General features: G+C 66.0%; 5 protein-coding genes. All 5 read right to left on the reverse strand.

Features of this window, described 5'->3' with window-relative positions; translation table 11 throughout:
• Nucleotides 1-2,119 (reverse strand): tetratricopeptide repeat protein (locus tag ACEQZD_RS13880; RefSeq protein ID WP_370186181.1); only part of this gene is annotated, 2,119 nt, incomplete at its 3' end.
• A 10-nt stretch (nucleotides 2,120-2,129) separates the two neighbouring features.
• On the reverse strand, nucleotides 2,130-6,545 hold the full coding sequence (gene bcsA, locus ACEQZD_RS13885) for a UDP-forming cellulose synthase catalytic subunit (protein ID WP_370186182.1): 4,416 nt from the start codon (nucleotides 6,543-6,545) through the stop codon (nucleotides 2,130-2,132).
• Nucleotides 6,546-6,559: 14 nt separating this feature from the next.
• On the reverse strand, nucleotides 6,560-7,351 hold the full coding sequence (gene bcsQ / locus ACEQZD_RS13890; RefSeq protein WP_370186184.1) for a cellulose biosynthesis protein BcsQ: 792 nt from the start codon (nucleotides 7,349-7,351) through the stop codon (nucleotides 6,560-6,562).
• Nucleotides 7,345-7,779 (reverse strand): hypothetical protein, encoded by a 435-nt coding sequence (locus ACEQZD_RS13895; RefSeq protein ID WP_370186186.1) that lies wholly within the window; start codon nucleotides 7,777-7,779, stop codon nucleotides 7,345-7,347. The genes bcsQ and ACEQZD_RS13895 overlap by 7 nt, the downstream gene beginning before the upstream one ends.
• Nucleotides 7,780-8,404: 625 nt before the next feature.
• The coding region (locus tag ACEQZD_RS13900; RefSeq protein ID WP_370186188.1) for a UDP-N-acetylglucosamine 4,6-dehydratase family protein at nucleotides 8,405-9,478 on the reverse strand (1,074 nt) is incomplete at its 5' end.

The following is a 9,478-nucleotide window of genomic DNA, read 5'->3' on the forward strand; positions in this document are numbered from 1 at the left end:
GGTCCACCGCCGCCACCGACAGGGTCCGGCGCGCATCGGCGAACGCCTCCGCGCCACCAGGCTGCTGTTCCGAGCGCCGCTGAAGCTCGCGCAGCAGCTCGCCGGCTTCGCGGTCGTAGCCCAGCCGTCCCAACACCAGCGCATGGGGCACGAAATCCTTGGGCGCGCCCCGCTCCAGCCCCTTGGAAAGGTCCTTGCGCACCAGGGTCAGCGCCAGGCTGCTTTCGCCGCGATCGACCAGGAAGTTGGCCAGTTGGCCGGTTTGCGCCGGGGTCTCGGGCGGCGCGGCGTAAAGCCGCTCCAGTTCCGACTGAATGCGCCAACGGTCACCGCTGTCGAAAACCCGGGCCAGTTCGGCCATCCGAACGCCGTTCTCGACACGCTGGCGTAGTGCCTGAGTGTCGCTGTCGCGGGCGTCGGCGGGCAGACGGTCGAGCAAATCCCGGGCATGCTGCCAGCGGCCCTGGTCGGCGGCGAACTGCGCCGCCGCCAGCAACGCTTCCGGCTCGGCGCCCGGCGCTTCCAACGGCTCCAGCATCGCCGCCGCCTGGCCGCTCTGGCCGCGCGCCTGCATGCGCTTGGCCAGTGCCAGCCGCGCCCAGGGGTCAGCGGGCGCCGCCGCCACCGCTTCGTGCAGCAAGGCTTCCCCGGCGTACACCTGGCCATCATCAATCAACGCCTGTGCCCGCTGGCGCAACACCTGGCTCTGCTGATCGCGCACATAGCCGTAGCGCATGCGCTCCTCGGCGGGCAGCTCGGCGTAAATCCGGTTGGCCTCGTCGTACCGTTCCTGGGCCATCAATGCGCGCACCAGGCCCACCCGGGCGTCATTGTTGTCGCCGTCGTTGTCCAGCAAGTCGCGGAATACCGTTTCCGCCACCTGCGGCCGGTCCTGGCCGAGCAGAATCTCGCCTTGCAGCAAGGCGGCGTCGCGACCCCGGCGGCCACCGGCGCGGGCCAGCGGGATCACCGCCTGCAGGGCCCGGTCGTAGTTCTGTTGTTGGTGCAGTGAGCGGGCTTCGGCGAGCCGGCCGTAGAAACGAGCGTCCTCCAGCGCCGGCGCCCAATCCTTGCGCCGATTGGGGGCCATGCGAATGGCCCGCGCCAGACGCTGCTCCGCCGGACCAAAGCGGCCCTGGCGCAGGTCGATCAGGCCAAGACCGGCCACCGCCTCGGCGCTGTCCGGGTCGTCCTTGAGCACCGCCTCGAAGGCGCGGCGGGCGGCGCTCAGGCGGCCCGCTTCCAGGGCATCGTAGGCGTCCGCCACGGCGGCGCCGCCGCTGCCGCTGAGTACGCTGTCCAGACGTTCACGTACCACGGCATCGTCGGGGCGCACCGCCAGGTAGTCGCGCAGGGCGTCCGCCGAGGCGGGCTCCTGCGGCAGCCACAGCAACGCCTGCCGCCAAGGAGCGATTACCTGCAGGCGCTGCTGGGCGCGCCACAGCGCGGCCAGCAGCTCGATGCCCTGATCGCGGGTGGCCTGGCGGTAGGTGAGCACGTCCGCCAGCGCTTGGCGGGCGGCCAGGTCGTTGGGGTTATCGCGCACCACCTGTGCCAGCCCGTCGCGGGCCTCGCCCCAGCGGGCGTCGACACCGGCCAGGGTTTGGTAATACTCCAGCGCCAGGTCCGGCGGTGGCCCGGCGCCGGCGGGCGCCGCGCCATCAAACAGGGCTTCGTAACGGGCCACGGCGCCGGCGGCGTTGCCCGCTTTGGCCAGGGCGCGCGCCTCCATCAGATCGCCGTTGCTGATCTTTTCGCGGCGTAGCGCCGCCTGCAGACGGGCCGCGTCCTCGCTGTCGGGAGCTTGGGCAAGCAGGCGCTCCAGCCACTGGCCGGCGGTCTCCCGGTCGCCGGCGGCCAGCGCCAATTCGCCCATGCCACGCAGCGCCCGGGGATTGCCCGGCTCCACCGCCAGTACCCGCCGCAGGGCGTCCCCGGCCAGGTCGGGGCGGTTGTTCGCCCGCCAGAACGTCGCCTGGCTGAACAAGGCCTCCAGGGAGGAGGCGCCGGCCTCGGCGCCGCCGCCCTGGGCCGGTTCGCTGACCGGTTGAGCCAGGGCACCGTCGGAGAGCATCGTCAGGCACAACACTACCGGCAAAGCCAAAATCGCTTGTTTCATGGCACTTTCCTTATTCGCCCAGACGCCGCGCCTGGCGCCATTTCAGTAACGGCACCAGCAACGCCACCAGCAGCGCGAAAATCACACACACCAGAAAAAACAAAAGCAGGGGCCGCTTGCCGAATCCCCAGCGGAATTGTGTCAACCAGTTCACGTCCCCACTGAGACGCTGCGGATTGACCCGGAACGCACGCGGTTGGTCGGCGTCCAGCAGCAGAAAATCGCCGCGCACCCGTGACGTGATGTCGCTGTCGCCCAGGGCGTCCGCCATGGCCGGCAGCTGCGCCGACTCCTCGGCGGCGACCAGCACCTGCCAACGGTCCGCGTTCAAAGGCGACGGCATCGACATCAGCACGCGCGGCTGCCGCTGTCCGGCCAGCGCGATGGCGGCTTGCTCGTGCTCCAGAAACCAGTCTCCAAGAACGAGACGCCGCAGGCGCTCAATGGCCGTGGGTGGGTGCAGGCGCAATTCGCCGTCGTCACGCACGAACGCCCCGCCGCGCAGTAGCCGGGAAAAGGCCGGCGCCGCCATCGGCAGTACCGCCAGCAGGTCCCGGTCGCGCAGCCGGTGCAGGCCGTCCACGCCCAGACTCACTTCCACGCCCAGCGCCGGGTAGCCGGAGGCGGCGCCGATCCGCGCCATCAGGTCCAGAGCCGTGGTCAGCGTGGCCGTGTCAGGCGCCGCCGGCAGCACCAGACCGGTGCGGCTCAGATCGGCGCGGTCGGAGAACGGGTAGCCGGCGGCCACGAAGGCGGACAACGACGGCATCACCGCCAGGTGGCGGGTGTGCGTCAGGTCCAGCGTGGAGGCCGGGTACACCTGATTGACCACGTCGCCGGGCAGAACCGGATCGCATTCCTCTTCCAGGGTGTAGCGCAGATTGAAATAGAAGGTCAGGCGGTTCTCGCCGTGGATCAGATCCGGCGGAACCGGGATCACCGCTTCCTGCTGACGGTTGTCGCCGGCGCCCAGCTCACGCTTGATGTTGCCCCACCAATCCAGGCGGGGTGGCGGCAGCGATTTAAGGAACTGACCGTTCAAGGCCACGTCCAGACGCGAGGTGTCGTTATCCAGCCAGGGCCCATCGGCGAAGCGGTAACGCACCCGCAGCGGCACGGTTTCGCCGGGCCAAAGGAACAGGTCCGGCGCCGCGCGGAAGCCCACGTCGATCACCCCTGGATAGAGCCCCTGGGTGCGCAGTTGATCGCCCGACACCAGGCTACCCAGCTCCACCGGCATCTCGGTGGACACCCAACGGGGCGCGTCATGGGCGGCGCGCACCGGGCTGTCCACGTCCTGAACCGGTTGCCGGCGGCCGCGCAACTGCGCGCTGCGCAGGGTGAGATAGCGCGCCGCGCGCACCAGGTCCGCGCCATCGGTGCCGTGCAGCACCAGCAGTTTAAAGAACGGGTCGGCCGGATTATCAATCACCGACAAGTGGCTGCCGGCCTCCGAGCTGAGCCCGGACACCGGGTTGGCGTCGGTACTCAACACGATCGCATGGGCGGCGGGCAGCTCGTTGTCGTGCAACGAAAAGCGCGTACCCCGGTAACGGGCCTGGGCGCCGAACCAGGAGGCGGTGATGGCGGCGGCGCGCAGCACGTCGCTGTCCGGCGCATCGGGCAGCACCAGATGCAGGTCCAGCCGGCTCTGCGAGGTGAGGTCGAAGAACGGCTCCGGCAGCATTTCCAGGTCGCTGGCCAGCGGCAGCCGGTCGGCCTGGTATTCGATCGCCGAGGACGGCGCCACGGTGAGCCACACCCGCTTGTCCAGCGGGTTGGGGCAGGCGCGGTCGGCGAGCCCCACCAGCCGGAAGTTGATGCGGTTGTTGGTGACCAGCAGGGCCGGGTTCACCGGCAGCCGGAATTCGGCCTCGGTGGCGTCGCGGTCCAGCTCCAGGGTTTTCACCCGGGCGCCGTTGATCTCCACCAGCAGCCGGCCGGTGCCGGGGAGAATCTCATCGCCGTAATTAAGCTTGAGATACATCTCCGCCTCGGTGACCACTTCATCGCGGCCCACCGAGAAACCCAGCCCGGCCTGGGACTGGGCGCCGGCCAGGGTCAGGCCGTCCACCTGGCCGAGCTGGCGAAAGGTTAGCGTCTGCTGGTGGGTGCGAGTTTCCAGTTGCGAGCCGTCTTTTAGAGAGGGCTCTGGGATCCTGCCGGCCGGCTTTGCCGGCCTTTCGCGGGCGGGGCCCGCTCGCACATCATCTGCGAGGGCCGGGCGGACCGCCAGGAGCGCGAGGAGGGCCAGGAGCAGCAGCACCGCCAGGGGCATGAAACGGTGCCAGAGGTGGTTGGCGCGCATGGTTGCGTCGATCTCGCGTTCCTTGCGGCCGCGCGCCAGCCAGCGGCCGAAGAACATCAGGATCACCACCCGCAGCACGATGCGGAAGGAGTGCAGGGGCCGGTCCTTGGGGTGCGGTTTGTCGGCCAGCCAGGCGTCGTAGCGGCCCATGACGATGCGCAGCATCTGCCGCTGCTGGCTGAGGTTCATCAGGCCGAACTGCAAACGCAGGTCCTTGCCCTTGGCGCTCACCAGCCGCGCCGGCAACACCACGCTCTGGTCGTCGAGGCGGATCTCCACGTCTTCCACTTCGCCGTCGAAGGCCTCGTCAAGCGGGTTGGCCAACCGCACGCCGCCCAGCGACACGTCCAGCGTGCGGGTTTTCAGCACATGGCCGTCGGCCAGATAGATCGACGCCGGCAGCACCAGCGGCACCCGCACGTTGGTGCGCACCTGGCGCTGCTCGCGGGCGGCGGCGATCGCCGCCAGCAAGGTGATCAAACTGAAGCCGGCCCAGAACACATTGAGCAGCATCACGTCCCGCTCGATGGCGTAGTACTCGTTCCAATAGAACCGCACCAGGCCGCTGCCCAAACCCAGGGCGAGCAAAAACGCCACCACCAGATGCGGCCGCACCGCGCTGATGTCGAAAAAACTTTTCTCGAGAAGGCCGCCTTTTTCGGTGACGTTGAACGAGCCTTTCTTCGGATCCCACAGGGTCACCAGCGTGGGCTTGATCAAGTGGAAACAAAGCACCGACTCGTAAATCTCGCCCCAGAAGGTGTAGCGGAAACGGCCGTTGAGCCGCGAGTTGGTCCAGATCGCATGGAACAGGTGCGGCAAGGCGTAGGCGAAAATCATCGACGCGGAGGAGGCGATGATGTTCTGCCCGAGCAGCAGGTAGGCCAGCGGCGCGGTAATGAACACCACCCGTGGCAGGGCGAACTGGAAATGCAGCATGGCGTTCAGATAACAGAGCCGCTGCGCCAGGCTCAGGCCCCGGCCGAACAGCGGATTGTCCACGCGCAGGATTTGCGTCATGCCGCGCGCCCAGCGCGCCCGTTGCCCGATGTGCAGGGACAGCCGCTCGGTGGCCAGGCCCGCCGCCAGCGGCAGGCTCACGAACGCGGTGCGCCAGCCTTTACGCTGGAAGCGCAGCGCGGTGTGGGCGTCCTCGGTGACGGTTTCCACCGCGAAGCCGTCGGTCTCGTCCAGCGCCTGGCGGCGGATCACCGCGCAGGAGCCGCAGAAGAAGGTCGCGTTCCAGAAGTCGTTGCCTTTCTGCACCGGTCCGTAGAACAACTCGCCCTCGCGGGGCAATTCCTCGCCGACTCCCAGGTTGCGTTCAAACGGATCCTGGGAATAGAAATAGTGCGGCGTCTGCACCATCGCCAGTTTGGCGTCCTCGACAAAGCCGCCCACGGTGGCCTGCAGAAAACCGGCGGTGGGGATATGGTCGCAGTCGAACACACAAATCAGTTCGCCGTCGGTCTGCCCGAGGGCGTTGTTCAGGTTGCCGGCCTTGGCGTGCTGATTATCCTCGCGGGTGATGTAGCCCACCCCGGCGCTTTTGGCGAACGCCTCGAAGCTGTCCCGCCGGCCGTCGTCGAGTATGTAGATGCGCATCTTGTCGGCGGGGTAATCCAGGTTCTGCGCCGACAGCACCGTGTCGCTGACCACGTCCAGGCTTTCGTTATAGGTGGGAATATAAACATCCACGGTGGGCCACAGACGGGTGTCTTCCGGCAACGCCACCAGCTTGCGCTCCAACGGCCAGAGCGTTTGCAGATAGCCGAGCAGAAGAATCACCAGCGCGTACAGCTCGGCCAGAAACAAGCCGTAGCCGAGCACCGCTTCGGGCACGCTTTCAAAATGCAGCGTCGAGGTGGCGCGCCACCATATGTAGCGGCTGGAGACAATCAGCGAAAGCGCCACCAGCCACAAGGACACCCGCCGGGAGTCCGGCCGGAAACGGTTCACCAATGCCATCACCAGGACGCTTGCCAGCCCCAGCAGAGCCTGATGCCCGGCGTCCATGGGGGTGGTGATGAACAGCAGGATCGGCGGCGCCGCCAAAAGACAGGCGCACACGAACAGAAACCGCCTCCCCACCGGCGACCGGGTATTGGTATTATTCATTCGTTCCCTCCGGCCTACAGAGCCGGTCCCCAAAGCGATGATTGATGGGACGTCTCCGCCCGATTCAGCAACAACGCCAGTGATCGGCGGCACAGCATGCTCATATCCCGGGCGGCCCGGGACGATTCCGCGTGCTCGGCAACGGACATCTGACGGGCCGCCGCTTCCGGCACGGCCTCGTCCCGATGCACCATGGCCAGCAACGAATCAGGATATTGAGCCTGAACAAATTCGGTGACTTCCCGATTGAGACGACGCCGTATATCCACTTGGTTCAGCACCAACCGGTGCTGGGAAGACGCCGGTACCCAGGGAGGGTAATAGCCCTTCTCCACCGCCGGCAGCAACGACAGGGAGGCGGAGTCCGCCAACAAAATGGTCAAGCGCAGGTCGGCCAGTGCCGAAACCGCGTCCAGAGCGGCCGAGGGTCCCGGCGGCAAATCCACCACCACCACGGTCTCCTCGGATTCCGCCAGACCTCGCAGCGCGGCGCTGAGCGCGCCCGGGCTTTCCATGGAGCGGTGCAGGCCACGGCGGGCGGTGGCATCGGAGGCGCCGTAGGGCAGTACCTCGACCCCGCCGGCCCCGGCCAGCAGGCGGCCGCGCCAGTCGCCCGCGGCCAGTTCGCCCCTTGAGAGACCGCCGGTTTCGCTTAACGGAATGCCGAAATGCAGGCGCAGGCTATTCTGCGGGTCCAAATCCACGGCCACGGCGCGGTAACCAGCGGCGGCGCTACCGTAAGCAAGATGCGCCGCGCAGGTGGTCTTGCCCACGCCCCCTTTGGGAGACGCGACGGCAATTAACACTGCGTGGGCCAGTGCTCATCCGCCGGGGCGCCCACGGCGATGTTGCGCAGCAACTGCTTCAAAGACGCGGACTCGCCGGATTCGGCAACGGTGCTTTTGCGCTGCTGACGGGCTTTCAGAAGAGAAGCGAAGCGCTCCAGGGCGACGTCCTGGACCTGCTCCGGGCCCCGGCCAGCGGGCGCTTGGACCGGCTCCGGCCGGTGGGCACTGACCGCCCCACCGGGGCCGTCGCGCGCCTGCAAAGACGGCCCGGCGACCGGGGCAGCCGGTGCGCGGGCCGTCGGGGAGGCGGCGGCCGACGCCACCTGGTCAATCAGATTCCAGCCGGTCTCGCGCCGCTGGTGCGCCGGCACGCCGGTATCGCGGAAGGGAAAGCCGGCCTGGCCGGCCTTACGTTGAAAACGTTCAATTTCATGATATGAATTCATGATACCCCCAGGTACAGATCACTAAATGGAACTGACACAGCGCCCGGGCATAATCATTAAATTGCCTAGCGCATACAAAATGTTTTAGATGCCAACTTAATCACAGATTCGCAAATGGTACACAGTGATACAAAACCTGTACACGTTGAAAAACAATGTTTTAATAGTTTTTTGGATTAAAAAACGCAAAACAATAGATTCGGCCTAGTAAAAACTAAGATTTAATAGTGATATAAATTGCGGCAACTATTATTACCCTTCACGCCAAAGCTTCATTATTTCGTACCGAAGTACTGTAAATTCATATTGTGATACGCGTCACATAATGGCAGGCTTTAAGCGTGCCCCGGGGTTATCTCACCCCCTTCCCGCAGGCCCCGGGGCATCGTTCCATAGTCGTTTTGTGTGACTTCAGGCGCCCACGGGCGCCTTTTTTATGGGCGGGAAGAAGCAGGGGTATACAGAAAGTATCAGCCTGTAAATTGAGACCGGGCTCACACAGTGGCAGGCTCTTGCGCTTCGTGGAATGGACAGTAACGACAAGGATGTGGCCGGACCGCGAAATATCGAGTGATGTCTTGAGTCTCCGTCACCTCGAGCCCCGGGCGCCCGTGCGGCGCCCTTTTTAATGGACGCCTTTTCCGGACGCGGCCGCGGCCGTCGTGGTGGCGCCGGCGGCCGTTTCATCGCCCTCAATGCAGGGCAACTCCGGATCCTCGCCCTCGACCTCTTCGCGGGGCCGGTAGCCGTTGACGTACCGGCACAGCAGCGCTTTCAACGACGCCGATTGGCCCCGATCCAGAACCGCGCGTAAAGCCTGCAAGGCCGCCGCGACTTCCTCGCTGGAAAGCGCCTCTTCGTGGGCCTGCATGATCATTTCATGCTCGGTTCGCACACTGGCGTCACCGATCAGCAGTTCTTCGAAGAGCTTCTCCCCGGGCCGCAAGCCACTGAATACAATCTCTATATCACCGTCCGGGTTGGACTCGTCGCGCACCGACAGCCCCATCAGGCGGATCATGGTCTGCGCCAGATCGAGAATCCGCACCGGCTCGCCCATGTCCAGCACGAACACCTCACCGCCCTTGGCCATGGCACCGGCCTGGATCACCAGCTGGGCGGCTTCGGGGATGGTCATGAAGTAGCGAATCACATCGGGGTGCGTCACCGTCACCGGCCCACCACGGCGGATCTGCTCGCGGAACAGCGGCACCACCGATCCGGAGGAGCCCAGCACGTTACCGAAGCGGACCATGGAGAAAACCGTGCTGCTGCCCCGCCCCGCCATGGCCTGCAGAACCAGTTCGGAGAAGCGCTTGGTGGCGCCCATCACATTGGTGGGGCGCACCGCCTTGTCGGTGGAGACCAGAATAAAGTGGCTCACGCCGGCGGCTTCCGCGCCCTGGGCCGCGGCCAGCGTGCCCAGAATATTGTTGCGCACGCCGGCGGCGGGGTTCTCCTCAACGATGGGGACGTGTTTATAGGCGGCGGCGTGATACAGCGTATCCACGTCGAATTCGCGGCATAGCCGTTCCACATGCCCCGGATCCACCACGGAACCGAGCATGGCGACCAGCTTAAGGTCGAAGTGATGGCGCTGGATCAGGTCCGCCAGTTCCATCTCTATGTTGTAGAGGGCCACTTCGCTCTGTTCCAGGAGCACCAGGTGGCTGGGCGCCAGCTTGATGATCTGACGGCA

Source organism: Alloalcanivorax sp. (assembly GCF_964221125.1).
In the GTDB taxonomy this organism is placed as follows: domain Bacteria; phylum Pseudomonadota; class Gammaproteobacteria; order Pseudomonadales; family Alcanivoracaceae; genus Alloalcanivorax; species Alloalcanivorax venustensis.